The sequence below is a fragment of the Streptomyces sp. NPDC028289 genome (assembly GCF_055565975.1).
This window is the reverse complement of sequence record NZ_JBVHTI010000003.1, coordinates 73,753-97,630: the sequence shown is the minus strand read 5'-3', so window position 1 is coordinate 97,630 and position 23,878 is coordinate 73,753. Positions and strand designations below refer to the sequence as shown.

At 70.9% G+C, this 23,878-nt stretch carries 20 protein-coding genes and 1 pseudogene; 11 read left to right on the top strand and 10 right to left on the bottom strand.

The window, feature by feature from the left end:
* The first annotated feature begins 96 nt into the window (after positions 1–96).
* The gene (locus tag ACZ4UV_RS14505) at positions 97–1,488 is read left to right on the top strand and encodes a purine-cytosine permease family protein (protein ID WP_467838089.1); all 1,392 of its coding nucleotides are present in this window, start codon (positions 97–99) and stop codon (positions 1,486–1,488) included.
* 115 nt (positions 1,489–1,603) lie between these two features.
* Here ACZ4UV_RS14505 and ACZ4UV_RS14500 read toward each other — a convergent pair whose 3' ends face one another.
* A complete protein-coding gene (locus ACZ4UV_RS14500; RefSeq protein ID WP_451018625.1) occupies positions 1,604–2,581 on the bottom strand; it encodes a magnesium transporter CorA family protein in 978 nt (325 codons plus the stop codon).
* A gap of 121 nt (positions 2,582–2,702) precedes the next feature.
* Positions 2,703–4,043, bottom strand: a complete 1,341-nt coding sequence (locus ACZ4UV_RS14495; RefSeq protein ID WP_451018624.1) for a PucR family transcriptional regulator — start codon at positions 4,041–4,043, stop codon at positions 2,703–2,705.
* Between the two features lie 111 nt (positions 4,044–4,154).
* On the opposite strand from ACZ4UV_RS14495, the gene ACZ4UV_RS14490 reads away from it, so the two are divergent.
* The 4 genes from ACZ4UV_RS14490 to ACZ4UV_RS14475 all read left to right on the top strand — a co-directional run bounded on the left by ACZ4UV_RS14490 (position 4,155) and on the right by ACZ4UV_RS14475 (position 9,306).
* Positions 4,155–4,607, top strand: a complete 453-nt coding sequence (locus ACZ4UV_RS14490; protein ID WP_390043141.1) for a nucleoside deaminase — start codon at positions 4,155–4,157, stop codon at positions 4,605–4,607.
* Positions 4,600–5,568, top strand: coding sequence for an isopenicillin N synthase family dioxygenase (locus ACZ4UV_RS14485; protein WP_451018623.1), 969 nt, complete (start codon positions 4,600–4,602; stop codon positions 5,566–5,568). The genes ACZ4UV_RS14490 and ACZ4UV_RS14485 overlap by 8 nt, the downstream gene beginning before the upstream one ends.
* Before the next feature lie 94 nt (positions 5,569–5,662).
* Positions 5,663–7,759, top strand: a complete 2,097-nt coding sequence (locus tag ACZ4UV_RS14480) for a hypothetical protein (protein ID WP_467838084.1) — start codon at positions 5,663–5,665, stop codon at positions 7,757–7,759.
* On the top strand, positions 7,759–9,306 hold the full coding sequence (locus ACZ4UV_RS14475) for a type 1 periplasmic-binding domain-containing protein (RefSeq protein ID WP_467838081.1): 1,548 nt from the start codon (positions 7,759–7,761) through the stop codon (positions 9,304–9,306). Before ACZ4UV_RS14480 ends, ACZ4UV_RS14475 begins: the two co-directional genes overlap by 1 nt.
* 99 nt (positions 9,307–9,405) lie before the next feature.
* Here the strand turns inward: ACZ4UV_RS14475 and ACZ4UV_RS14470 are convergent, their stop codons facing one another.
* The 8 genes from ACZ4UV_RS14470 to hemL form a co-directional block, all read right to left on the bottom strand.
* Complete coding sequence (locus ACZ4UV_RS14470; RefSeq protein ID WP_390043133.1) at positions 9,406–9,804, bottom strand: SRPBCC family protein; 399 nt, start codon at positions 9,802–9,804, stop codon at positions 9,406–9,408.
* 25 nt (positions 9,805–9,829) lie between these two features.
* On the bottom strand, positions 9,830–10,924 hold the full coding sequence (gene ccsB, locus ACZ4UV_RS14465) for a c-type cytochrome biogenesis protein CcsB (protein ID WP_390043131.1): 1,095 nt from the start codon (positions 10,922–10,924) through the stop codon (positions 9,830–9,832).
* On the bottom strand, positions 10,921–12,633 hold the full coding sequence (resB, locus tag ACZ4UV_RS14460) for a cytochrome c biogenesis protein ResB (RefSeq protein ID WP_467838077.1): 1,713 nt from the start codon (positions 12,631–12,633) through the stop codon (positions 10,921–10,923). Before resB ends, ccsB begins: the two co-directional genes overlap by 4 nt.
* Positions 12,634–12,636: 3 nt before the next feature.
* Positions 12,637–13,410: a cytochrome c biogenesis CcdA family protein gene (locus ACZ4UV_RS14455; RefSeq protein ID WP_351486316.1), complete on the bottom strand. Its 774-nt coding sequence runs from the start codon at positions 13,408–13,410 to the stop codon at positions 12,637–12,639.
* A gap of 1 nt (position 13,411) precedes the next feature.
* Positions 13,412–14,002, bottom strand: coding sequence for a TlpA family protein disulfide reductase (locus ACZ4UV_RS14450; RefSeq protein ID WP_451018619.1), 591 nt, complete (start codon positions 14,000–14,002; stop codon positions 13,412–13,414).
* Positions 14,003–14,069: 67 nt separating this feature from the next.
* Complete coding sequence (locus tag ACZ4UV_RS14445; protein ID WP_467838072.1) at positions 14,070–15,323, bottom strand: polysaccharide deacetylase family protein; 1,254 nt, start codon at positions 15,321–15,323, stop codon at positions 14,070–14,072.
* A gap of 142 nt (positions 15,324–15,465) precedes the next feature.
* Positions 15,466–16,167, bottom strand: a complete 702-nt coding sequence (locus ACZ4UV_RS14440) for a histidine phosphatase family protein (RefSeq protein ID WP_390043124.1) — start codon at positions 16,165–16,167, stop codon at positions 15,466–15,468.
* On the bottom strand, positions 16,164–17,492 hold the full coding sequence (gene hemL, locus ACZ4UV_RS14435) for a glutamate-1-semialdehyde 2,1-aminomutase (protein WP_451021207.1): 1,329 nt from the start codon (positions 17,490–17,492) through the stop codon (positions 16,164–16,166). Before hemL ends, ACZ4UV_RS14440 begins: the two co-directional genes overlap by 4 nt.
* A 536-nt stretch (positions 17,493–18,028) precedes the next feature.
* Between hemL and ACZ4UV_RS14430 the strand changes: the two genes are divergently transcribed.
* The 6 genes and pseudogenes from ACZ4UV_RS14430 to ACZ4UV_RS14405 all read left to right on the top strand — a co-directional run bounded on the left by ACZ4UV_RS14430 (position 18,029) and on the right by ACZ4UV_RS14405 (position 23,861).
* A complete protein-coding gene (locus tag ACZ4UV_RS14430; RefSeq protein ID WP_390043120.1) occupies positions 18,029–18,712 on the top strand; it encodes a hypothetical protein in 684 nt (227 codons plus the stop codon).
* 47 nt (positions 18,713–18,759) lie between these two features.
* Positions 18,760–18,885, top strand: a pseudogene (locus ACZ4UV_RS14425) (GNAT family N-acetyltransferase); the annotation flags it as partial.
* 262 nt (positions 18,886–19,147) lie between these two features.
* The gene (locus ACZ4UV_RS14420) at positions 19,148–19,735 is read left to right on the top strand and encodes a hypothetical protein (RefSeq protein ID WP_467838068.1); all 588 of its coding nucleotides are present in this window, start codon (positions 19,148–19,150) and stop codon (positions 19,733–19,735) included.
* Between the two features lie 121 nt (positions 19,736–19,856).
* A complete protein-coding gene (locus ACZ4UV_RS14415) occupies positions 19,857–21,209 on the top strand; it encodes a Dyp-type peroxidase (RefSeq protein ID WP_451021215.1) in 1,353 nt (450 codons plus the stop codon).
* A gap of 57 nt (positions 21,210–21,266) precedes the next feature.
* Positions 21,267–22,394, top strand: coding sequence for a catalase family protein (locus ACZ4UV_RS14410; RefSeq protein WP_451021208.1), 1,128 nt, complete (start codon positions 21,267–21,269; stop codon positions 22,392–22,394).
* 354 nt (positions 22,395–22,748) lie between these two features.
* Positions 22,749–23,861: a S8 family peptidase gene (locus ACZ4UV_RS14405; RefSeq protein ID WP_467838065.1), complete on the top strand. Its 1,113-nt coding sequence runs from the start codon at positions 22,749–22,751 to the stop codon at positions 23,859–23,861.
* Positions 23,862–23,878 lie beyond the last annotated feature (17 nt).

The following is a 23,878-nucleotide window of genomic DNA, read 5'->3' as shown; positions in this document are numbered from 1 at the left end:
GTCCTCGTGTGCGTGCAGGTTGTACGCCGATGAGCCGCCCGAAGCGGACAGTGCGCCCCTGGGCCGCACCGGGAGCGATCCCGACACTTACCTCGTATGACGACTGCTCCCGCCGGTTCCACCACCAGCATCGCGCCCGAGTACGGCGACCGGGTCATCGCCGTGGAGGCGGCGGGCTCGGAACCGATCCCCGACGCCGAACGGCACGGCAGCCCGCTCCAGTTGCTCTGGACCTGGGCGTCCCCCAACATCGAGTTCGCGACCGTCTACATCGGCGTGATCGCGGTCCTCTTCTTCGGCCTGGACTTCTGGACGGCGACCGCCGCGATCCTGCTGGGCACCGCGATCGGCGCGGTCACCCAGGGCGTGCTGTCGCTGGACGGGCCCCGGTTCGGCGTCCCGCAGATGGTGATCGGCCGCTTCTCCTTCGGCTTCCTCGGCAACATCCTGCCCTCCGCCGCCAACGGCCTGCTCGCGGGCGTCGGCTGGTTCGCGGTGAACAGCGTGAGCGCCGCCTTCGCCCTCAACACCCTGACCGGACTGCGCCCCCTGCCCTCCCTCCTCCTCGTCGTGGTCGCCGAGATCCTGATCGGCTTCATCGGCCACAACTTCGTGCACACCTTCGAGAAGTACGCGTTCCCGGCGCTCGCGGTGGTCTTCCTGCTGGCCGGGGTGTGGACCTTCAAGGACGCGGACCTCGGCGGGGGCGGCTCGGGCGGCGGCGTCGGCGGCTTCCTGCTCGCGTTCAGCGCGGCCTGGGGCTACGCGGCCGGCTGGAACCCCTACGCCACCGACTACTCCCGCTACCTGCCGCGCACCGCGAACAAGGTGAAGACGGTCCTGTGGCCGGCCGTCGGCCTGTTCGTGTCGGTCTCGATCGTCGCCGTCATCGGCGCGGCCTCGGCGACCATCGTCGCCCCGAAGGACGCCACCCCGACGGCCGCCTTCACCGGCCACCTCCCCGGCTGGCTCGGTGACCTCGTCCTGCTCGCCATCATGCTCGGCGGGGTCTCGGCGAACGCCCTCAACGTGTACTCCGGCGCGATCTCCATCGCCTCCTTCGGCCTGAAGCTCCCCACCTGGCTGAGCCGCAGCGCCCTGGTCGTGGTGTCGGGCATCGCCGGTACGGCGGCCGCCTGGGCCTCGCTGGACGACGCGGGCGCGGCCTACGAGGCGTTCCTGCTCGTCATCGCCTACTGGGTGGCGCCCTGGCTGGGAGTCGTGCTGGTCGAGCGGTGGCTCCAGCGCCGTACCGCCACGGACGAGGAACTCTCCGCCCGCCTCACCGACCGCTCCTTCACCAACTGGCCCGGCCTCGCCGCCCTCCTGATCGGCGTCGCGGTCTCGGTCCCGCTCTTCTCCAACCAGGAGGACTACGTGGGATACGTCCCGAAGCACTGGCCGTCCTTCGGCGACATCACCCCCCTCGTCGGCTTCGCGGTCAGCGCCCTGCTCTACACGGCCCTTCGAAAGCGCCCGCGCAGCTAGCGCCCCGTAAGGGGCGCTGGGGGTACCCCCGGCCGGAGGCTGGGGGAGGAACTGAGCGACCAGTCACGACGAAAGCCGCAGCCGACCGACGACCCAAAGCCCCCCGTCGGCGTCCTCAGTCATCGTCCCGCAGCCGCCGCCAGATCCGGCTGCGGTGCAGCAGGAAGAGCGAGCCGACCACGGCGACCAGCTGGAGACCCACGGCGAGCAGCCAGAACTCGTCGCGGGTCTCCAGCCGGTTCGTCAGGAACTCGAAGTTCATGCCGAAGAACCCGGTCAGGAACGACAGCGGCAGGAAGATCACCGACACGATGGCCAGCCGGTTGATCACCCCGTTCTGCTCGCCCGCGACCAGCGAGCCGTAGCTGGCGAAGGCGCGGCGGGTGGCGTCCTGGAGCGACTCGATGTCCGCGAGCACCAGGCGCGCCGCCCGCTGGAACTCCTGGGCGAGCCGCTGCCGTTCCACCGGGAAGTCGCGGCTCATCATCCTGCGGGTGATCACCTCGTCGAGCCCCTGGAGGTAGGGCAGCAGCGCGTGGTGCAGGACGGCGGAGTGGCGGCGCAGCTGGGAGAGCCGGTAGACCTGCTCGGGGCGCCGCCCCTCGAACATGTCGTCCTCCAGCTCCTCCACCTGGAGCAGGGCGTCCACCGCGGCCCGGCGGAACGTCGAGAGGGCCTCCTGGAGCAGCAGGAACAGGGTGGCCACGGGGTCGTGCGGCCGCTCCCGCCGCACCTGGGCCTGGATGACGCCCGCCAGACCGGCCCGGCGGCCCCAGTGGACGACCACCAGGAAGCGCTCGGAGGCCAGGGCGTGCACATGGGCGATGCGGCCCTCGTGGACCACCGGCACCACGAACCCGGCGGTGTCGCCGAGGAACTCGGCGCGCGGGGACGCGTCCTGCCGGCCGAACCACTCCAGGTCCCCGTCGTCCAGCCCGAGCCGCCGGACCACCGGCTCCTCCGCCGGGTCCTCCGTCTCGGGCAGTTCGACGCCGAGGAGCAGGAACGGATCCGTGGCGAGCCGCCGACGCGCCTCCGGCACGGAGAGCGTCGTCGTGCCCCCGTCCGGCACCGACACCACCGTCACGATCATCGATCGCCCTCGCCGCTGATCCCGTCGCCCACGCTCCCAGCCTGCGTGCGACGGGCGGTACGCGCACCCGCTGCCGCCCCGACCAGGTGCGGGCCGTCCGGGCGAGGCGGCGGCCCCGCGCCTAGGCGCTCCGCCGGAAGTGCCGCGCCCTGTCGTCTGCCGACTGCTGCGCCGTCGTGGCTGGTCGCGCGCACGCGGCGGTAGCCGCAGATCGGACAGGGTCCCGCGCACCTTCAGGGCGCGTCCCCCGCACCACCCGGTGCGCGCAGGCCGCCGTCAGGAGTTCGCCCAGCAGGTCCGGGTCGTCGATCTCCAGGCCGAGCAGGGACTCGATGCGTTCCAGGCGCTGGTAGAGGGACTGGCGGCCGATGTGCAGGAGGGCGGCCGTGCGGGTCGGGGAGCAGCCGTGCCGCAGGTGCACCTCGAGGGTGCGGACCAGGTCGCTGGGGTGGGCGGCCTCCCAGGCCAGCAGCGGGCCGAGGGTGTGCTGGACGAGCGCGGCGAGCCGGTCGCGGTTGGCGGCGACCCCGCCCCGGGTCAGCTCCCGCTCCAGGGCGAGGGCGCGGGCCGAGGTCACCGACGGGCCCTCGGGCACGGCCGGTTCGGCGGGCGGCACGGTCAGCGCGAGTTCGAGGGTGGTGCGGGCCGCGCGCAGCGTCTCGCTCCAGTGCAGCCAGCCGCCGGGGCCGACCGCGTGGCCGACGGCGACCGTGGCCCCCGCCTCGGCGGCGCCCCGGAACGCCTCCTGCACGGCCCGCACGGGATCGCCGGGGACCACGGCCGGTACCGCGAGCAGCGCCAGGACGTCCCCCGGGAACGCGGCCCGCAGCACTCCGGCCCCGCCCAGCGCCCGTACCGCCCGGTCCACCGCGCCCACGTCCCGGCTGCCGTGCAGCGAGACGCCGAGCAGCCGGGCGCCGGGGCCGGGGTGGAACCCGGCGAGGGCGGCCCGCGCCTCCACCTCGGGCTGGTTGAGGGCCTGGCCGTCGGCCAGGTCGGCCAGGAGCGCCGCCGCGTGGTCGTCGCCCCAGGGCCGGACGACCGTACGGCGGCCGGACAGGCCCCGGGCCACGATCGCCCGGTTGGCGGCCTCGGTGATCCGCACGAAGGGCACCACCCGGTGCAGGGCGAGCAGCGGCAGGCCGAGACGGCAGGCCTCGTCGGTCACCTCGGGCGGCATGCCGGGCAGGGCGCGCCCGACCTCCACCGCGAGCCCGGCCGCACCGCGCGCCGCCAGCTCCCGCACGTACCGGCGGCGGACCTCGTCGCCTGCGTCGGTCAGTCCGAAGCCGTTGGTGAGGAGGAGTTCGCCGCCGTCGAGGAAGTTCGCGCCCTCGTAGACCTCGCTGGAGTGGACCCAGCGGACGGGACGGTCCAGGGCGCCTTCGCCCGCGAGCAGTTCGGGGCGGGCCGCCCGCACCGGGTCGAGGGCCAGGACTTCGCGGAGGGTGAGTGCGGGCACGGCGACCTCCAGGGGACGGGCACGGCCGCTGACATTTCGTCCGGCCGGGGGTTGCCCGGAGGGTACTTTCCGCACGTTGCCCTCGTGTTTCGGCCACAGGAGAGTGAAGACATGGATCAGTCGCAAGCGCGGGCCTGGCTCGCCACCGCCGTCGCCGAGGCCCGCGCCGGGCTCGCCGAGGGGGGCATCCCGATCGGCGCCGCGCTCTACGGCGCCGACGGCGCACTGCTCGGCCGCGGGCACAACCGGCGGGTGCAGGACGACGACCCCTCCGTGCACGCGGAGACCGCCGCCTTCCGCGCGGCGGGCCGGCAGCGGTCCTACCGGGGCACCACCATGGTGACGACGCTGTCGCCGTGCTGGTACTGCTCCGGCCTGGTCCGCCAGTTCGGCATCTCCCGGGTCGTGATCGGCGAGGCGGTCACCTTCCACGGCGGCCACGACTGGCTCGCCGAGCACGGTGTGGAGATCGTCCTGCTGGACGACCCGGAGTGCATCGGCCTGATGCGCGACTTCATCGGCAACAATCCGGCCCTGTGGAACGAGGACATCGGTGATGAGTGACAACCCCCGTATCCCCACCATCGACCTGCGCCCCTGGCTCGACGGCGACGAGGACGAGCGGCGGGAGATCGCCCGGACCGTCGACGGCGCGCTGCAGACCGCCGGTTTCCTGCTGGTCACCGGGCACGGGGTCGACGCGGAGCTGCGGAGCGCCGTACGGGAGGCCGCCCGCGCGTTCTTCGCGCTGCCGGCCGAGGCGAAGGCGGCGTACGAGGTGAAGGTCGGCGGCCGGGGCTGGCTGGGCCCGAAGGCCGAGGCCAACGGCTACTCGGAGGGCACCGAGACCCCGCCGGACCTGAAGGAGTCGCTGACCTTCGCGACCCACGAGCCGTTCGAGGACCCGGTCGTCAACGCGGAGTGGTACGCGCCCAACGTGTGGCCGGCGGAGGTTCCGGAACTGCGCACGCGCTGCGAGGAGTACCTGGACCGGATGGCCGGTCTGGAGAAGGAGCTGCTCTCCCTCCTCGGGTACGCGCTCGGGCTCGAACGCGACTTCTTCTCCCGGCACATGGACCACCCGACGTACGGCTTCAACATCAACTGGTATCCGGGGACGGACGTCATGGGCGAGCCCGAGCCGGGGCAGTTCCGGATCGGGCCGCACACCGACTTCGGGACGGTGACCATCCTGGACCGGCAGGCCGGCAAGGGCGGGCTGCAGGTGTACACCGACGAGGGCGGCTGGGAGGACGCGCCCTTCGACCCGGCCGCCTTCACCATCAACATCGGTGACCTGATGGCCCGTTGGACCGGCGACCGGTGGCGGTCGGGACGGCACCGGGTGCTGCCGCCGCCCACCGACGCGCCCGCCGAGGAGCTGATGTCCCTCGTCTACTTCGGGGAGTGCACCCCGGGCACCACCGTCGAGTCCGTCCCGGCGCCGGTCGGCAGGGTCGCCTACCCGCCGGTCGACTCGCACGTCTATCTGCGGGAGAAGCTGGACTCCATCACCGTCGGCTGATCTCACAGCGTCAGGATTCGTGACCCAACAGTCATCACTCGATCTGGCCCGAAGCAACTCCCCCTTCCTACACTTGCGTTGAGGGGGGACTGCCTTGCACAGACGGTTGCACGGGCGTGGGGCGCTGTTCGACGTGGAGCCGGCCGGGCTCGTGCCGAGAATCGTCGGGTTACGGCCGTACCAGCATCGCGCCCTTCCCTTCGAACACCACGGTGAGCTGCCGTTCGTCGTGCTGACCGGGGCGCGGGGGCTCGGCAAGAGCGCGGTGCTCGGCGAGTTGCGGGACGCGTACAAGGGGCACACCCCGGTCGCGCTCGTCGACTGTGCGGAGGCGCAGTTCGCGGGCCCGCCGCCGGAGCGGCCCGCCGAGTCCTGGTCGCCGGTCGCGCAGGCGCTGCTGGTCGTCGCCGAGCAGCTCGCCGAGCCGGTGACCGGCGCCGGGCGGATCACGTTCCCCCGGCTGATGTCCGGTCTGGTCGCGGTGGCCGCCGGTGGCTGGGGCGACGCGGACTCGGAGCGGATCCGGCGCGAGGTGGAGCGGATCCTGCTGCTGAACGAGAGCGGCTCGTGGATCAGCGGCTTCGCCGGGCGGTGGGCCGGGAAGGTGGCGGCGAAGGTGGTCGCCGCCGCGACCGGGACCGGGCCGCTGGTCTCCGGGGCCATCGAGGCCACCCTGGAATCGGTCGCCGAGGGCTTCACCAGCCGCCGCCACCAGAAAGCGTCGGTCTGGTACCGGACGTACCCCAACGCGGGCGGGCACGCGCAGCGCGGGCTGATCCTGCTCTCCGGGCACTTCCGCGCCGGCGGCACCTCCCGCGAGCACGCCGAGCGGTATCTCGTACGGGCCCTGCTCGCCGACCTGACCGAGGCGTACGCGGGCGTGCTGCCCCGGATGCAGCGGCTCGGCCGGCCGCTGGTGCTCGTCGACAACGTCCAGACCGGGCCGGGGCCGGGCCTCCTGGAAGCGGTGCTCAGGGACCGCGCCGAGGGCGTCGCCGACCAGGTGGCCTTCGTCGCCGGGCTGCGCGGCGACGGCCGGGAGCTGCTGCGCGGCGGGGTACGGCGGGAGCTTGCCGGGGTCGCCCGGCGCAGCGGGTGGACGCCGGACCCGGCCGTACCCTCCTCGCGGGCGCTGCTGGTCGCGCTCCCGCCGCTGACCCCCGACGACACCCTGCACCTGACCGGCGCCCCGGCCGCGCCCCAGCTCCCGCACGCCGTGCACCGGCTGACCGGCGGCAACCCGCTGGGCATCGCCCTGCTCGCCGAGTCCGCGGCCCAGCATCCCGAGCGGGCCGGATCGCTCGGCGAGCTGCTGACCGCCGACGTGCGGCCCGTCGAGGACGGTCCCGCCGCCCCCGCCTACCTCCAGCTCCTGGACCGGCTGGTCCCCGCCGACCGCCTCGACGAGCTGACCGTCCTCGCCGCCGCCCACGACCACGACTCGGCGTGCGCGCTGGCCGCCGCGCTGCTCCCGGACGACTTCGGCCCGGCCGACGTACGCGCGCTGCAGAACCGGCTCGCCCGGGAAGGGCTGCCCGCCGCGCCCGGCCAGTTCGTCGGGGACCCCTTCGTACGGACCCTGCTGCTGCTCCGGCTGCACCTGCGGGACGCCGACCACAGCGGCTGGCGCACCGCCCACGAGACGCTGATCGCGTACTACACCGAGGACCGGCCGGACGGGCAGGACCGCTTTCGGCTCCACCACCAACTGGCCCTGGGACAGACCGGACCGGCCGTCGCCCACCTGCGCGACGGCTTCCCGGTCCTGGACACCCGCAGCTGGCTGCACACGCTGCGGTTCATCGCCGCCGCGCCCTACTTCCACGCCCATGACGCCGAGGGCCGTGACTTCACCGGCCACGGCGACCGGCGGGCGGCGGTGGCGCTCGGCCGCACCGACGCCCAGCAGCGGGTGCCGGACGGCGTGGACGGCGTACTGCACCTGCGGATACGGCGGTTGCTGCACGCGGTGTGGTTGCTGACCGATCCCCTGGTGCTGCCCGACCCGAAGGTCGTCGACCGGCTGCGCTTCGAGCTGGAGCAGCTGTCCAACCTGCGGCCGGCCGGCAACGCGCTGCTGTGGCGGGCCTCCCGGGACTGGCCGTCGGCCGCGCTGGCGGGACGCCCGCCGGAGGACGGGGACGACGACGAGGGTGACGCGGGCGACGACGAGCGGAGCGGGGTGGCGTGATGGCGGGGCGGGGCGTGGGCACGTGGTTGCGTGAGGGCGTCTGGGAGATTCCGCTCCGCCGCTATCTGGCCCTGCTGGTCACGGCCGTGGTGGTCGCCGGACTGGTCGTCGGGGTGCTGGCGGTCGTCCACGACGACCGGTCCTGCGCGCCGGGAGTGGCCCGGCCCGAGGGCAGCGACGAGTGCGTGGGCGTGGCGACGTCCGCGTACGACTTCGGGCATCCGCAGCTGCGGAACACCGTCCAGGCGATCGCCCGGGAGAACGCCCGCCTGAAGCCCGGGGGTTATGTGACGGTCGCGGTGATGCTGCCGTACACCGCGACGGCGACGGCCAGCCTCGCCGACATCCAGCACGAGCTCCAGGGCGCGTACCTCGCCCAGTACCAGGCCAACCACGACTCCAACGGCCAGTCCCCGGCGATCCGGCTGGTGCTGGCCAACCCCGGGGCGACCAGCCAGTACTGGCAGCGGATGGTCACGCAGCTCGCGGGCATGACCGGCGGCACGGACCGGCTGCGGGCGGTCGCCGGGGTCGGGCAGAGCACCGACGACAACAAGAAGGCCGTCAAGGAGCTGACCCGGCTGGGCATCCCGGTGGTCGGCTCGTCGATCACCGCCGACGATCTCGCCAACGGGCAGGGCGGCAAGGACCCCTACCCCGGGCTGGCCCGGGTCTCCCCCACCAACACCGACGAGGCCCGCGCCCTCGCCTCCTTCGCGAAGGTCGGCGCGGGCCGGGCGCTGCTCGTCTACGACAAGCCGGGCGACCCGTACACGCGGACGCTCCAGACGTCGTTCGCGGCGCTGATCAAGGGCTCGCCGTACGAGCCGCAGCCGTTCACGCCGCCGGCCGACCGCAGCAAGGAGGGGACGACCGCGAACACCTTCCGGCAGATCACCAACCTGGTCTGCGACACCTCGCGGTCCACGGACACGATCCTCTTCGCCGGCCGCCACACCCAGCTGCGGCAGTTCATCAACGCGCTGGGCGGACGGGGCTGCCAGGACCGGAAGTTCACGGTGCTGACCGGGGACGAGGGGTCGTACCTGACCGGCGAGACGAAGCTGGACCGCAGTGCCCTGCGGCACAACCTCTCCGTCCGCTACACCGCCCTCGCCCATCCGGACGCGTGGGGCAAGGGCAGCCCGAGGACGGGCGGTTCGGCGGCGGACATGGCGACGCTGACCGGGCTGCTGACGAGTGCGCGGAAGGCGCCGGTCGGCCCGATCGGGTCGGTGGCCCTGGAGGACGGACAGCTGATCATCGCCTACGACGCGATGCGGCTCGCGGTGCACGGGATTCGCGAGGCGGTGCCGGAGGGGAGGTCCGTGCCGGCGCCGGCCGACGTGGGGTTGCAGTGGCCGCAGGTGAAGGGGTCGCTGCGGGTGGACGGGGCGAGTGGGTGGATCTGCCTGGACGCGCACGGGAACCCGTACGACAAGGCGGTGCCGATCGTGGAGCTGCGGCCGGAGGGTGGGTCCAGGTTCGTGACCATTGCGTGGCCGGAGGGGAAGCCGCCGGGTGGGGAGTGTCTGCCGCCGTCGTAGGCGGGTGCGGGTGGGTGGGGGCTGGTCACGCGGTTCCTCCCCCAGCCTCCGGCCGGGGGTACCCCCAGCGCCCCTTCGGGGGCGCTTCAGCGAGGCGCCTCAAGAGTTCAGGGAGTCGATCAGACGCTCGAATCTGGCGCGCCACGCCGGCTCCGTCTCGCCCTCGCCCTTGAACTCGTGCGTGAAGCGCAGGGTGCTGGCGGTGGTTCCGGCGCGCTCCAGGTGGAAGCGGATTCTGCCGCCGCTCTCCACCGTGTACTCCGCGACGCGGTCGACGTCCCAGGCGGTCACCGTACCGGTGCCCAGGTCACCGAGGGTGACCGTGCCGCCCAGTCTCGGTTGCAGGACGTCGACCGGAGTGAACCAGGCGGCCAGGCCCTCCGGGGTGGACAGGCTCGGCCAGACCTGGTCCGTCGGCTTCGGCAGTCGTACCAGGAAGTGGAGGATGTGCGTCCTCCCGTGGGTCTGACTGGTGCCCTGTTCGATGGAACCGGCCATGGCACCAGTGTCGCCCCTTGTCGGCTCAGACGCCCGCGTAGGAGTGCTTGCCGGTGACGAAGATGTTGACGCCGTAGTAGTTGAACAGCCAGCAGCCGAAGGCGATCATCGCCAGGTAGGCGGCCTTGCGGCCCTTCCAGCCGGCGGTGGCGCGGGCGTGCAGGTAGCAGGCGTAGGCGACCCAGGTGATGAAGGACCAGGTCTCCTTGGGGTCCCAGTTCCAGTAGCGGCCCCAAGCGCTGCCCGCCCAGATCGCGCCCGCGATGATCGTGAAGGTCCACAGCGGGAAGACCGCCGCGTTGACGCGGTAGGCGAACTTGTCGAGGGAGGCCGAGGCGGGCAGGCGCTCCAGGACCGAGGTGGCGAAGCTGCCGGGCTTGCCGCCGTTCTCCAGCTTGCTCTCGTAGGCGTCCTTGAAGAGGTAGAGGATGGTGGCCACCGCGCCGACGTAGAAGACCGCGCCGCAGAAGATCGCCGTCGAGACGTGGATGTACAGCCAGTACGAGTGCAGGGCCGGGACCAGCGGCTCGCTCGCCGTGTAGAGGACGGTGACCGCGAGGCCGAGGTCCAGCAGGACCGTGGTGATCAGGAAGAGCCCGAGCCAGCGGACGTTCTTCTTCAGGGCGAGGAGCGTCAGGTAGACGGCGACCGCGACCGTGGAGAACGTGATGTTGAACTCGTACATGTTGCCCCACGGCGCCCGCTGCACGGAGGCCGCGCGGGTGACCACGCCCGCCAGCTCTACGAGGAAGGCGAGGACCGTGAGGGAGATCGCGATCCGCCCGTAGAGGTCGCCCTGCTCGTCGCCGCCGTGCGCGCCGGGCCCGTCCGGCACGTCCCGCGAGCCCGCCGCGGACCGGACGACCACCTGTGGACGCTCCAGTACGGCGGTGCCGCCGGCCTTCTTGACCGTCACGGCGGGCGCCTTCTTCGCCTCGCCCTTCGCGGTGAGCGCGTTGGCGGTGCGCGCCACCCGGCTGCGGCTGCCGAGCAGCCACTCGAAGATGTAGGCGAAGAACGCCAGCGTGTAGACGGCCATCGAGGAGTAGACGAGCGTGTTGCTCATGCTCGCCAGATGCTCGTTGGTCGCGGCGAGGGTCGTTGCGGCGGCGGAAGTCATCGCTTCTCAGCCCCTTCGGCAGGTACGACTTCGGGGTCGGGGGATTCTGCGGGGTCGTCGTCAGTGGTGTCGTCGGGGTCGGGGGCGCCCGACGCCTGGTCGTAGAGGATTCCGGCGAGGTCGCCCAGTTCCTCGGGCACCTTCGCGGACTCGCTGCGGCCCAGCCCGGCCATCTCGACCACCGTGACGCCGTCGGGACCCTGCACCGCGCGCACCCACACGCGGCGGCGCTGGATGAACAGCGAGGCGGCCAGGCCGAAGATCGCGGCGAGCGCGCCGCCCAGCGCCCAGCCGCTGCCGGGCTCCTGGACGATCTCGAAGCCGGCCCATTCCTTGACGTCCTTCTCGAACGTCACGGACCCGGCGCCGTTCGGCAGCTGCATGGTCTGGCCCGGCTTGAGGTTGTCCCGGAACTGCGCGCCCTTGGAGTCCTTGAACTCCTTCATGTGGGTCTTGTCGAGCTGGTACACGCTCTGCGGGATGCCCGAGTTGACGCCCAGGTCACCGTGGTAGGGCGTCAGGTTCAGCACCGGGTTGTCGAGCGCCGGGAAGCTGGAGAGCACCGAGGAACCGCCGGCGTACGTCGGCAGGAAGAACAGCGAGATGCCGAGCTGCTCGCTGACGCCCTTGGCGTTCGTGTAGCCGTCCATCACCTTCACCACGCCCTGGGAGGTGATGTTGGCGTCGAGCGGGAGCAGCGGGACGGCGTCGTGGTAGACGACCTCGCCCTTGCTGTCGCGGACCGTGATGACGGGCGCGTAGCCGTGGCTGACGAGGTAGACCTTGGCGTCGTCGATGTGCAGCGGCTCGTTCACCTTGATGGTGGTCCGCTTCGGCTTGCCGTAGGCCCCCCCGATGTAGTCGATGTCCGCCTTGAAGGTGACCGGGGTGCCCTTGCTGGGGCCGCTGGTCTGGTAGCTCGCGGAGAAGTTCGTCAGGTCGAAGCTGAACGGCACCAGGTCGTCGGTGCTGAACATGGAGCCGGACTTGAAGTCGTCGTACTGGAGGATCGAGTTGGCGAACCCGCCGCCCTCGACGACCAGCTTGGTGCCGTCCGACTTGTACATCTGGCCGGAGGCGAAGGCGATCAGCAGCACGATCAGCGCGATGTGGAAGACCAGGTTGCCGAACTCGCGGACGTAGCCCTTCTCGGCGGCGACCGCGTCCCCGGCGAGGTGCGCGCGGAAGCGCCGCTTCTTCAGCAGCTTCAGCGCCGCCGCACGGACCTCCTCGGGCTCGGCCGTGGTCCGCCAGGCCGTGTACGCGGGGAGCCGGTCCAGCCGCTTCGGGGCGCCCGGCGGGCGTCCGCGCAGCTGGCCCACGAACTGCCAGGCGCGCGGGATGATGCAGCCGACGAGCGAGACGAACAGCAGGATGTAGATCGCCGAGAACCACACCGAGCTGTAGACGTGGAACAGGCCGAGCTTGTCATAGAGGGGCGACAGCGTCTTGTGGGCCTTGCGGAAGTCGGCGACCTTGGAGATGTCGGCGCCGGACTGCGGGATCAGCGAGCCGGGGATCGCGCCCAGCGACAGCAGCAGGAGCAGCAGCAGCGCGACCCGCATCGAGGTGAGCTGCCGCCAGAACCAGCGGGCCCAGCCGACGACCCCGAGCCCCGGGGCGACCGGCGGCTCCACGGGGGCGGTGGAGAGCTGCGAGCCCGCCGCGCCGAGGTCCGGCTCGCTGTTGTCGGTTTCGGTCTTGCTCATCGATCAGATCCCCACAGTGAAGCCGTTGGACCAGCCCTGCATCTCCTGCACGAGGCTGTCCCAGGCGCCGGTCAGCAGCAGCACACCGGTCACGATCATCATCGTGCCGCCGATGCGCATGACCCAGACATAGTGGCGCTTGACCCAGCCGAAGGCACCGAGGGCCTTGCGGAAGGCGACCGCGGCCACCACGAAGGGCACGCCGAGGCCCAGGCAGTAGGCGACCGTCAGTATGGCGCCACGGCCCGCGCTCGCCTGGTTGAAGGACAGGGCCGTGACGGAGGCCAGGGTCGGGCCGATGCACGGCGTCCAGCCGATGCCGAACAGCGCGCCCAGCACCGGTGCCCCTATCAGCCCGGCCACCGGCCGCCTGTGGAAGCGGAACTCGCGCTGGGTGAACCAGGGCATCAGGCCCATGAAGAACACGCCCATGGCGATCATCAGCACGCCGAGCACCTTGCTGAGGGTGCCGGACTGCTCCTGGAGGTTCTGGCCGAAGTAGCCGAACAGCGCCCCGCCGGAGACGAACACGGCGGTGAAACCGAGCACGAAGAGAGAAGCGCCGGCCGCCATCCGCCCGCGCCGGGCGTCGGCCAGGTCGGTACCCGCGACCCCGGTGACGTACGACAGGTATCCGGGCACGAGGGGCAGCACGCACGGAGAGAAGAAGGAGACCAGACCGCCGAACAGCGCGATCGGCAGGGCGACCAGCAGGGCGCCGCTGAAGACCGTCTCGTTCTTGCCCGTCTCCGCGGCGAGCGTCAGGAGTGCGCTCACGTCACTTCTCCGCGACGACCGGCTTGATCATCTTCAGCAGGCTCTCCTCGCTGAGCGCCGCCAGCGAGCGCGCCGCGATCTTCCCCTGCCGGTCGAGTACCAGGGTGGAGGGGATGGCCTGCGGGTTCAGCGTGCCCTTCTTGAAGCGGAGCATCAGCTTGCCCGTCGGGTCGTACAGGCTCGGGTAGTCGATGCCGTTCTGCTTCTCGAAGGCGACCGCGGAACCGGTGCTGGTGTCGCGGGTGTTGATGCCGACGAACTGGACGCCCTTGCTCGCGTACTCCTTGGAGACGGAGGCGAAGTTGGGCGCCTCGGCCCGGCAGGGGCTGCACCAGGAGCCCCAGACGTTGATGACGACGACCTTGCCCTTGTAGTCCGCGACGTCCAGGGTGCTGCCGTCGATGGTCTTGCCGGACAGGTCGGGGGCCGCCGCGCGGTGGCCCTGAGCGACCGTGTCGATGCCGTCCTTGCCGGTGACGAAGTTGGTGTTGCCGCCTCCGCCGGAAGTGCCGCCGTTGCCGCACGCGGACAGGGTCAGGGCTGCCGCGGCGGCCGTGGCGCCGAGCAGGAGGGCGCGGCTACGGGTACTCATGTGAAAAGTTTCGCATGCCCGTTCTGAGGATCTTGCGCACCCCCCTCGGTCCGGGATGTACCCCTTTTCAGGCCGCCGCGCCCTGCTTGAGGAAGCCCTTCCAGCCGCCCGCCGGGCGCTGTCCGACGTCCAGGGTGCGCAGCTTCGCGAGCACCGCCGGCTTCTGTACGTCCATCCAGTCCACGAACTGCCGGAAGGAGACCAGCCGGACGTCGGCGCCCTTCTCCTTCTCCCGGGCGATGTGCTTGAAGGCCTGCTCGACGGCGTCCATGTAGATGCCGCCGTTCCACTGCTCGAAGTGGTTGCCTATGAAGAACGGTGCACGGTTTGTCGTGTATGCCCGCCAGAATCCCGCTATGTACGCCTGCGCCGACTGCGTCCGCCAGCCCGGGTAGTTGTAGGCGGGGGCCTTGGTCGAGTTGACCGACTGGTTGGCGAGCATGTTGTAGTCCATGGACAGGACCTCGAAGGAGCGGCCCGGGAACGGTATCTGCTGCAGCGGCAGGTCCCAGATGCCCAGCTTCTTCTCCGGCCAGACCTGGCGGCCGCCGGGCGAGGAGGCGTCGTAGCGCCAGCCGAGCTCGCGGGCGGTGGGCAGCAGGTTGTTCTGGCCGAGGAGGCAGGGGGTACGGCCGCCGACCAGCTCCTTGTCGTAGTCGAAGGGGAGCGGGGGCAGGTCGCTCCAGCCGGAGTTGGTCCGCCACTCCTTCACGAACGCCTTGGCCTGGTCTATCTCGCTGCGCCACTGCTTGGGTGTCCAGTTGCCGACGGTGCCGTAGCCGCCGCAGAAGTGGCCGTTGAAGTGGGTGCCGATCTCGTGCCCTTCGAGCCAGGCCCGGCGGACGTTGGCGAGCGTCGCCCTGATGTGTTCGTCGGTGAGGTAGCCGATGTCGGAGGCGCCGCGGGGGTTGTTCGGGGGGTTGTAGAGCCGCTTCTTGGACTCGGGGAGGAGGTACAGCCCCGAGAGGAAGAAGGTCATGGACGCGCCGTGTTCCTTCGCCAGGTCGAGGAAGCGCGGGAAGAGGCCGGTGCCGACCTCGCCGGCGCCGTCCCAGGAGAAGATCACGAACTGCGGCGGGGTCTGTCCGGGCTCCAACGGCTCGGGAGCGACGGGCTGGTGGGGCTGCCTGCCGGTGCGGGAGGTGGAGCCGTCACCGAGGGGGCGGGCGCTCGCCGTTGGCTTCTTCGAGGGCTGCCGGGTGGAACCGCCGGCGTGGTCCGTACCGTCCGACGGTGTGTGCGTGCCGCAGCCGGCGAGGCCGAGTCCGGCCGCGGCGCCCGCGCCGACGCCGAGTAGTCCCCTTCGGGTGAAGGTCCGCATGGTTCCCCGATTCGTCACGTCCTCTGGTGGTCACCCACTCAGAGGGCGGGACGAACGGGGAGGTTCCGCAAGGAACCGCATATTTTCAGACTAATTTCATGAAGCGGGGTTTAAGTGGCGCGGCGCAGGCGCTGTCGACGGCTCACGCCCCGAAGGCCTTCTCCTTCCCCTTCACCGGCTTGGCGCCGGCGCGGAGATGGACCGGGACGAGGTCGATGGCGGGCTCGGAATAGCCCACGGAAACGATCCTGTCGCCCTCGTACGTGAAAGTCGTCAGGGAGGCGAGGGTGCACTGCCGCTTGCGCGGGTCGTGCCAGAGCCGGCGGTTCTCGACGTACGACCGCAGGATCCAGATCGGCAGCTGATGGCTGACCAGCACGGCCTCGTGCCCGCGCGCGCGGTCCCTGGCCGTGTCCAGCGCGCTCTTCATCCGCACGACCTGGTCGACGTACGGCTCGCCCCAGGACGGCCGGAACGGGTTGACGAGGTACTTCCAGTTGGCGGGCTTCTTCAGCGCTCCGTCGCCGACGCCGAAGGTCTTGCCCTGGAAGATGTTCTCGGCCTCGATGAGCCGCTCGTCGGTGGCGAGGTCGAGCCCGTGCGCCTTGGCGATCGGGGTGGCGGTCTCCTGCGCGCGCTCCAGCGGCGAGGCGACGACGTAGGTCACGTCCCGCGAGGCGAGGTGCTCGGCGACCCGGTCGGCCATCTGCCGGCCCAGCTCGGACAGGTGGTAGCCGGGAAGCCTCCCGTACAGCACCCCCTGCGGATTGGCCACCTCCCCGTGCCGCATCACGTGCACGACGGTGATGCCCTGCTGCTCGCTCTGCTCACTCTGCTGGCTCATGCTGCCGTGGCCTCCGCGGCCGCTCGGGCCGCCGCCGGAAGGGCGTCGGCGATCTTCTGGATGGCCCGCTCGTCGTGGGCCGTGGAGACGAACCAGGACTCGAAGGACGACGGCGGCAGGTAGACGCCGTCGGAGAGGAGTGAGTGGAAGAAGGCGGTGAACCGGAAGGACTCCTGGCCTCGCGCGTCCTCGTAGTTGCGCACCGGACGGTTGGTGAAGAAGACGGAGAACATGTTGGAGGCTGTCTGCACCTGGTGCGCGACGCCCTCCTTGTTCAGCGCTTCGGCGACGAGCCCCTGGATCTGCGCCGACACGGCGTTGACCTTGTCGTACGCCGCGTCGTCGAGCAGCCGCAGCTGAGCGAGCCCGGCGGCGGTGGCGACGGGGTTCCCGGAGAGGGTGCCGGCCTGGTAGACGGGCCCGGCCGGGGCGAGGTGCGCCATGACGTCCGCCCGCCCACCGAAGGCCGCGGCCGGGAAGCCACCCCCCATGACCTTCCCGAAGGTCATCAGGTCGGGCACCACGCCGTCGATCCCGAACCACCCGGCCCGGCTCGTCCGGAACCCGGTCATGACCTCGTCGGAGATGTACAGCGCGCCGTTCTCGCGGCAGGCGTTCTTCAGCCCCTGGTTGAACCCGGGCGCGGGCGGGACGACGCCCATGTTGCCCGGCGAGGCCTCGGTGATCACGCAGGCGATCTCCCCCGGGTGCCGGTGGAAGGCCTCCTGCACCGCCTCCAGATCGTTGTACGGCAGCACGATCGTGTCCCCGGCCTGGGCACCGGTGACACCGGGGGTGTCGGGCAGCGCGAAGGTGGCGACGCCGGACCCGGCGGCGGCCAGGAGACTGTCGACGTGTCCGTGATAACACCCGGCGAACTTGATCACCTTGGTGCGCCGGGTGAACCCGCGGGCGAGCCGGATGGCGGACATGGTCGCCTCCGTCCCGCTGCTGACCAGCCGCACCTGCTCCAGGGGCTCGATCCGGGCGACCATCTCCTCCGCGAGGGCGACCTCGCCCTCGCCGGGGGTACCGAAGGAGGTGCCGCGGGAGACGGCCTCCTGGACGGCGGCGATGACCTCGGGGTGCGAGTGCCCGAGGATCATCGGCCCCCACGAACACACGAGGTCGACGTACTCGCGCCCGTCGGCGTCCGTCAGGTAGGCCCCCTTGCCGGAGACCATGAAACGGGGGGTGCCGCCGACGGCGCGGAAGGCGCGCACCGGGGAGTTCACGCCGCCGGGCGTGACGGCGGAGGCGCGGTCGAAGAGCGCCTGTGAGACGGGCGCGTCGTAGGGATAGGGCGTTTCGCTCTGGGCACTCATGACGTGCGACTTCTCCGACTTCTCGGACTCCGGATGCTTGGTGACCTCCTCAGGGTAGGGCCTGCCTTCCGGATCACTCACAGGGCAGCTGCGGTGACTGACGAGTGCCGGTGAGCGGGGGGTGGTGCGTGCAGCTGCAAGGCGGAGGAGGGAGTCGACGGCGGTGCGGGCACCTCCCGGCCGAAGGCCGGGTGATGTCGGCGACCGCCGACAACGCCGCTGGGGGCACCCTCACTGGGGGAGTGCGTGCCACCCCCCGCGTCTGTGAGTGAGCCGGAGGGCAGGCCCTTCGGCGGAAGGCGGCGCTCTCCTCGCAGCGGAGGACCGCGGTCCCCGCACAGCGCCCGGGGCATCTGCGAGACTGTGATCCGATACACCCAGCTCATCCGGTACGCAGGCGGCCGGAGGCTGTAAAGATCCTGCGGACTGATGTTTCGACGCACGTTTCGGCGGGCGGCCGTGGGGGAGGTCACTGACACGATGATCGGGTTGCGCGGCGGGGGCCACGCGTCCTAGAAAAGCAGTCGGGTGGAGATATGCATCGCGGTGGCGGAGTGGGCGAGGGGACCGATGACCTGGGTCCTCGACGTGCCCAACGGGGAAGGCACCGGCGCGACGCGGAGGAATCGACCGAAGCAGCACGGCAGGAACAGGGCGTACCGGGTGAGTCGGAGCGGCGCGACCGACGTATCGATCAGCGGGACCGCGATCAGAGGGATCGGGGCCAGCGGAGCGATCGGCGGATCGACCGTCTGCAGACCGGTAGCAGGAATGGTGGTCGGGTGGGGGTGACGTACAAATACTTCGGCGCACCGGACGGCGCGACCGCGGCCCGGGTCCCGATCTCGATGCGCCCCGAGGAACTCGGCGGCGACGAGCTCGGCATGAACGGCATGTTCACGAAGATCAAGCCGGAGACGATGGCCGCGATGGTGCTGACGGGCATCGAAGGCGTGCCCCTGCACAAGGTGCCGCCACTGGAACTGGTCGTCCTGCACCCCGACTACGCGGTGGTGAAACTCCCCATGACGGTGGTCGACCCGCTGCGCGGCATAGGCGAGGAAGCGGTCGGCGCGGCCGCCTTCATCTGGTCGACGGTCCCGGACCGGGGCGGCCCACGGGACGCGTTCAACGTGTACCAGCTGCTGCACGAGTGGCAGGACTTCAGCCACCGCCTGCATGAGGCGGGGCATCAGCCGTACTGCCTGGTGTGGCCGTGAGCTGAGGTTTCTCACGGGGTGGGCGGGGTCTTCGGGCCTCGCCCTTTTTGTTCCTGGTCGACGTAGCCCACCCGAAGGTGCAGGCCCTCTACGGGACGTGGGCCCACGCAAAGGCCGGTGAGCAACAGCCCTTTGCCGACTCACCGGTGTACGCGGTCATGATCAAGGACCTCGACTCCACCCTCCTGCGCCTGGCCGGATCTGTCCTCGGGAGCTTCTCGGGACGCCAGGACCCCGGCGTCGGCCTGCCGCACCGGCGGGCGATCCCGCAATTGCCGGAGCTTCTCGAGGTACCACCCCAGGTGACCACGACGCCCACGGGCCGAGATGCGAGGCAGCTCAGCCGCAGTGAGGATTGAAGGCGTGAGGGCGATGGCGCCTCATGTCCGAGCGCTTGGCGACTCTCGCACCGATCCGCGACAGGAGAGCTTCGCGATGACTGCGACAGGTGCAACCCCGTCGGCTCACCCTGAGCACCCGGGCAGGACGGATGGCGTCTCCAACGAGTTCACCGTTTTCACCAAGATCAAGCCGGGCGAGGCCGATGCGTTGCGCGCGGATCTCACCTGGCTCGGCGACGCGGCGAATGACGAGAACGTCCATGCGGCGCTGCGCCAGATCGGCACGCTGCATGACGCACGGCACGTCATTTTCGACAACGACACCAGGTTCATGTTCGCCAGCGTCTTCGACGGCTCCTGGGACACCTACATCGACGACTTCGCCAAGACGGTGGTCGGGGAACGCTTCGACAAGGTCTTCGCGCACAGCGAAGGGTTCCCCGGCATCAAGGATCCAGGGGTCAAGGACTGGTTCCTCGCCCACCAGGAGCCCGCAGGGGTCTTCGTCAGCGCCTATCCCGACCTGACCGTTCAGCAGATCTACAAGGACCACCGCGTGGACGAAGCGTTCCAGGAGGTGCTGGACACCCCCCAGTTCCGGGAGGCACTGGACAACCCCGCGAACGCCGAGTTGCTGGCCACGCCGGCCTTCCAGAAGCTGCTGGAGGAAGCCTCGGCCTAGAACCCGGACGCAGCCGGCCCCCGGACTCCCACCCACCGCCATCGGTGGACCGCGTCGACAGGCGCGCACCAGCCGCTGCCGGGCTGTCCAGGCAGAGACCGACGCGGAGGCACAAGTGACCATGAACACAGCGGACAGCGACAGCGCGGCCGGCACGAGCGTCGAGATCGACGACGTCCAGAGCGGGGCCCTGCGGCCGAGGCCCGTTCCGTACGAGGGAAAGTTCGTCTTCCTGCACGTCGAGGACCGCCACGCCGGGCGCGCCCTGCTGCGGCGGCTCCTACCGGTGACCTCGGGTGGTCTGCCAGGCGCAGACCGGAGCCAGGATGCCTGGGTTTCCGTGGCCTTCACCTATCAGGGGCTGAGGGCCCTGGGGGTGCCGCAGGAGTCGCTGGACAGCTTTCCCCAGGCGTTTCGTGAGGGCATGGCCGCCCGGGCGGAGCGGATCGGCGACGTGGGTGAGAGTGCGCCGGCCCACTGGGAGGCACCGTTCGGAACCGGTGACGTCCACATCGCCCTGAGCGCCCTGTCCTCCGACACGGGACAGCTCGGCAAGGAGCTGGAGCGGGCCCGTGCCGCCTACGAGGACACCCCTGGTGTCCGGGTGATCTGGCAGCAGGACGTCCACCAACTGCCGACCGGACGCACCACCTTCGGGTTCCGGGACGGCATCAGTCATCCGAACATCGAGGGTGTCGGGCTGCCCGGCTCCAACCCGCAGGAAGCCCCGATCAAGGCCGGCGAGTTCATCCTCGGCTACCCCGACGAAACCGGCAGTCTGCCCCCCATGCCCCAACCCGACGTGCTGGGGCGCAACGGCACCTACGCCGCCGTCCGCAAGATCCACACCAACGTGGCGGCCTGGCGCCGATACCTGCGCGCGAACAGCGCCGACGCCGAGGAGGAGGCGCTCCTGGCGGCGAAGATGGTCGGGCGCTGGCCCAGCGGGGCGCCGCTGGCGCTGGCGCCGGAGCACGATGATCCGGAGCTCGCGGCCGATCCGCACCGCGTCAACGCCTTCCTCTACCGGGAGAACGACGACCGCGGCTACCGGTGCCCCGCCGGTGCGCACATCCGGCGCACCAACCCCCGCGATTCCACGATCATCGGCGACGCGCGGATGCACCGGCTCATCCGCCGCGGCACCACCTACGGGCCGCCGCTGCCCGAGGGCGTGCTGGAGGACGACGGCGCCGACCGCGGCCTGGTCGGCGTCTTCCTCGGAGCCCACCTGGAGCGACAGTTCGAGTTCATCAAGGCCGAATGGGTCAACGACGGCAACTTCATCGGCTACCCCGGCGAGCAGGATCCGGTCGCCGGGCACCACGGCGGAACCGGCAGCCTCACCATCCCGGAGAAACCGGTCCGGCGCCGTCTCCAGAACCTGCCCAGCTTCGTGGCCACCCGCGGCGGCGAGTACTGCTTCGTTCCGGGGCTGCGCGCATTGCGCTGGCTCGCCGAACTCGAGGGCTGAGGACGGTTCCAGGCCCCTGGAGCGCGATCACGGTCTCTGAGAGGAGAGGTCGGAGTCATGGCAGCAGAGTTCGTCCGCTACACGCCCGACGTCGAGGACGCCGACCCGGACTTCGAACGCAACGTGCAGACGGTGATCGAGAAGACCAAGAACTACATCGCCGAGTCGGTCGAGGCCGGCGGCACCGGACAGGCCCTCCGCGACGCCCACGCCAAGGGCTACGGGCTGGTCCGCGGGGAAGTGGAGATCCTGGCCGGGCTGCCCCCCGAGTACGCCCAGGGAATCTACGCCACCCCGGGAACCCACGACGCGCTCATCCGCTTCTCCAACGGCTCGCCCCACGCCGGAGCCGACGCGCGCCTGGGCGCCGCCACCGGACTGGCCCTGAAGATGTTCGACATCCCCGGCCCGACCCTGTTGGACGACGAACCGGACACGGGCACCTTCGACTACGCCAACATCAACGGACCGATCTTCTTCTGCAACACGGTCGAGCACTACCTGTTCATCCAGGAACTGTTCCTGGACGCACCGGCCTACTTCTCCCAGGGCCGCCCCGGCGCCCATCGCTTCTACGCCGATTTCGTGACCGGAAAGGGAACCCTGGACCAGGACAACTGGGCGTGGGACGAGTTCCTGGCCTTCCTGCGCCTGGCAAAGACTCCTCCGGCAAACGTGCTGCTGTCGAGCTACTGGACCATGGGCGCGGTCCGCCACGGTGACTACATCGCCAAAGTGCGCTTCACCCCCGACCCGTCCTCCGCCGCCGCGGTGGTCCGGCGCACCATCGACCCGACCTCGGCAGCGGAGGTCTTCCGACCGGCCCTGCAAGGCGAGTTGCAGGAACGGCCCTACGCCTTCGACATCCAGGTCCAGCTCTGCACCGACCTGCAACGCATGCCGGTGGAGGACACCACCGTGGAGTGGCCCGAACAGCTCTCGCCGTCCGTCACCGTGGCCAAGCTGCGGCTGCCGCAGCAGGACATCTCCAGCCCGGAGAACCTGGAGAAGATGGACGCACTGTCCTTCACACCCTGGCGGGTCACCGCCGAGCACGCGCCCCTGGGCAACATCATGCGGGCCCGCAAGGAGGTCTACCGGCAATCCTCCATCGCGCGCCACAAGCTCAACCAACAGCCACGCACCGAGCCGCGCAGCGCCGACGAAGTACTTGGCCCGGCCTGATAGAAGGCGCCCTCTGGTGAAACGGCTCCCCATTCGCCGCACGAGTGGCAGGACTTCAGCCACCGCCTGCATGAGGCGGGGCATCAGCCGTACGGCCTAGGTTTCTTACGGGGTGGGCGGGGTCCTCGGGCCTCGCCCTTCTTTGTGCCGGGGGAGGTGGACGGACCTGCCACGACCGCGCAGGCCGCCGGTGCCGACCCCGGCGGCCTTCACCGGTGCGCGGCCGGACAGGATTCCGTCGAGCGTGTGGACCGCCCCATTCGCACGCCCCGCCGGAACCGCCCGCCCCCTGTGGTCGTCTTGTGCGCTGACTGTGTACGAAGCAGGACTGTGGGGGACGTAATGGCGCGGAACGTGACGAAGGCCGGTCTCGTGGTGGTGGCCATGGCGACAGTGCTCGGGGCCTCGGCCTGCGGCGGGGAAGCCGGCGCGGCCGCCGGGAGCAGCGGCGGATCGCTCCCCGCGCACGGGACGACGGAGTCCGTGGCGCCTTCTGGAGACAGGACGTCGTCCAGCTCGGCTCCGACACCCCCCGGCACCGTGGGGACGCCGGCCGGAATCGCGCAGGCCGCGGCGTCGTCCATCACCCGGCACGCGCCATGGAACCTGGACATTCTGGACCAGCGGTCGCGGCCCCTGAACGGGACGTTCACGACCACCGCCACGGGCAAGGGTGTGCACGTCTACGTGATCGATACCGGGATGGACATCGGCCACAAGGAGTTCGGTGGACGTGCCCACCTGGGTGCCGACTTCGTGGGCCCGAAGGACTCCGGAGACTGCTTCAGCGAGGCGGGCGTCAGCCACGGCACGTTCGTCGCGGGAATCATCGGCGGGGCGAAGTACGGGGTGGCGCCCAAGGCGGAGCTCGTACGGGTGCAGGGCATCCTGTGCGAGAGCGAGGGCGGCGGCTCCCCGGCGGCGGCCGAGGCGGCCCTGGTGAAGTCGGTCAAGTGGGTCACCGTGCACGCACAGAAGCCCGCGGTGGTGAACATGTCGCTCAACCTCGACCACCGGTCGGCGGCCCTGGAGAGCGCCGTGAAGCACATGGTCGACGCGGGGATCCCGACGGTGGTGTCGGCCGGCAACTTCCATGACGACGCCTGCAAGCACTCGCCGGCCGGTGTCCCCGGCACGATCGTCGTCGCGGCCTCCACCCCGAACGACCGCGCATGGAGCGACGGCGGCTCCTACGGATCGGGGTACGGACGGTGCGTGGACCTGTACGCCCCCGGCCAGAAGGTGACCGCCGCCCTCGCCGGCGGCGGTACGACCACGGAGAACGACGGCGCCACGTCCTGGGCCGCGCCGCACGCAACCGGCGTGATCGCCCTGTACCTGTCGGCACACCCCCACGCCACGGCCGACCAGGTCCATGTCTGGCTCGACCACACGGCCACCCGCGGTGCCCTGCACGGCATCCGATCCGACACCCCCAACCGGCTGCTCAACACCGGCGGCCTCTGACCTGCCCCGGCACCGCG